This is a genomic window from Microbacterium sp. HMWF026 (assembly GCF_003061325.1).
Taxonomy (GTDB): Bacteria; Actinomycetota; Actinomycetes; order Actinomycetales; family Microbacteriaceae; genus Microbacterium; species Microbacterium testaceum_E.
Map to the genome: position 1 here is coordinate 1 of NZ_QAJB01000011.1, position 2,381 is coordinate 2,381.

The window sequence follows — 2,381 nt, forward strand, 5'->3', positions numbered from 1 at the left end:
GGGATGGTGCACGCGGCCACCCGCGCGAACCCGTGCCGGTAGACGCTTTCGAACGGCAGGTCGGTGCTCACCCGTCCAGTCTGTCAGCAGCGCCCGACACCGCGGCATCCCCTCGTCCCGACGGGCTTCGGAGCGGATGCCGCACGCCGATGTCGGTGGCCCCGATTAGCGTGGGACACCATGCGGTACATCGAGCAAGACGGGCGGATCGTCTGGAGCGCCAGCGACCTCAAGGCGGCGGCCGAGTGCGAGTTCGCCTGGCTGCGGGCGATCGACGCCAAGGTCGGGCGCATCGCCGCCGTCGACGACCCCGAGGACGCCACGCTCGAGCGGGCCGCGCGTCTGGGCACGGCCCACGAGGTGCGGGTGCTCGAGCGCTACCGCGAACGCCTGGGCGACGCGGTGCGCGAGATCCCCGCGGCCCGTTCGTCCGACGCCGCGGCGCTCGCCGAGGCGGTTCGTCTCACCGACGAGGCGCTGTCCGACCCCGACGCCGAGGTCGTCTATCAGGCCGCCTTCGCGACCGACGAGTTCGTGGGCTTCGCCGACTTCCTCGTCCGTTCGCCGTCCGCCGACCCCAGCGGGGTGCGGCCCTGGATCGTGCAGGACACCAAGCTCGCGCGTCGCGCGCGCGTCACGGCGCTCATGCAGCTCGCGGCCTACGTCGACCAGCTCGATCGGCTCGGCATCCCGCGCGCCGACGAGGTGCAGTTGCTGCTCGGCGACGGCACGACGAGCACGCACCGCGTCGACGACCTGCTGCCGGTGTTCGAGCTGCGCCGAGCGCGCCTGCGCGCCCTCATCGCCGACCGGCGGGTGGGCCTCGGCGCCGCCGGACCCGTCATCGCCTGGGGCGACGCGCGGGGCGAGCTCGACGTGATCGCCTGCGGCCGCTGCGCCACCTGCGAGATCGAGGTGGTGGCCCACCGCGACCTGCTGCTGGTCGCCGGGATGCGGCCGGTCCAGCGCGAACGTCTGCGCGCCGCGGGCGTCTCGACGATCGACGCGCTCGCGGCGGCCGCGCAGGGTCCGGCGGCCATGAGCGCCGACACCTTCGCGTCGCTGCGCACGCAGGCGCGCCTGCAGCTCGAGAGCCCGGCGGGCGTGCCGTCCGACGAGGCGCCGCTGCACGCCGTCCCGACGTTCGAGGTCGTCGCGCCGAAGTCCCTCGGCGTGCTCCCGCGCCCCGACCACGGCGATCTGTTCTTCGATTTCGAGGGCGATCCCCTCTACACCGAGGGGGCGGGCGAGCACTGGGGCATCGACTACCTCTTCGGGTGGGTCGACACCCGCGAGGTGTACGGCCGCCTGTGGGCGCACACCTTCGACGAAGAGCGGGCGGCCCTCGAGCGTTTCCTCGACATGGTCGCGCTGCGGCGCCGGCAGTACCCCGGCATGCACATCTACCACTACGCCCCGTACGAGCCCACGCACCTGCTCACCATGGCGGCGCGCTTCGGGGTGCGCGAGGCCGACGTCGACCGTCTCCTGCGCGACGGCGTCTTCGTCGACCTGTACCCCGTCGTCCGGCGGGCGCTGCGGGTGGGGTCGCGGTCCTACTCGATCAAGAAGCTCGAGCCGCTGTACATGGGCGACGAGGTGCGCACGAGCGACGTGCAGCGCGGCGACGATTCGATCGTGAAGTACGTCGAGGCGCGGGCGCTCGCCGCCGACGGCGACGACGCGGGCGCTGAACGCGTCCTGGACGACCTCGCCGACTACAACCGCTACGACTGCGTCTCGACCCGCCGTCTGCGCGACTGGCTGGTCGACCGCGCGCGCGAGTGCGGAGCCGTCCCCGCGCGCAGCGCCGAACCCGACGAGCAGGCCTACGAACCGTCCCCCCGCGCCACCGCCCTCCACCGCTGGGCGGCGGATGCCGTCGAGCCCGACGCGACGGCCCTGCGCCTCGCCTCCGCGGCGATCGACTACTACCCGCGCGAAGAGAAGACCTACTGGGCGACCCACTTCCTGCGCCTGCGCGAGCCGCTGTCGGTGTGGGAAGAGACCCGGGACGTGGTCGTGGTCGACGCGGCGCGCTCGCGCGTGGTGACCGACTGGCACATCGCCGAGTCGGGACGCGGTTCCGAGCGACGACTCGTCGAGCTGCGCGGCGAGGTCGCTCCCGGAACCCGGCTGAGTGCGGATGCCGAACCCTTCGCCGTCTACGACCTGCCCGCCCCCTTCCCGCTCGACACCCGCCCGCGGTGGATCCACGGCGCGCGACGGGTGACCGTGCGCGAGGTGCTCGACGACGGCGCGATCATCGAAGAGGTCGCTGTCGACGGCGTCACGTGGGACGAGCTGCCCCTCGCCCTCACCCCGCCCGCGCCGCCGCGCGCGGGCAATCAGCAGAAGGCCATCGATGCCTGGGCCGACGC

At 73.4% G+C, this 2,381-nt stretch carries 1 protein-coding gene; it reads left to right on the top strand.

From position 1 onward, the window contains the following. Positions 1-180: 180 nt before the first annotated feature. A partial coding sequence (locus DBR36_RS00420) for a TM0106 family RecB-like putative nuclease (RefSeq protein ID WP_146185139.1) occupies positions 181-2,381 on the top strand: 2,201 nt, incomplete at its 3' end.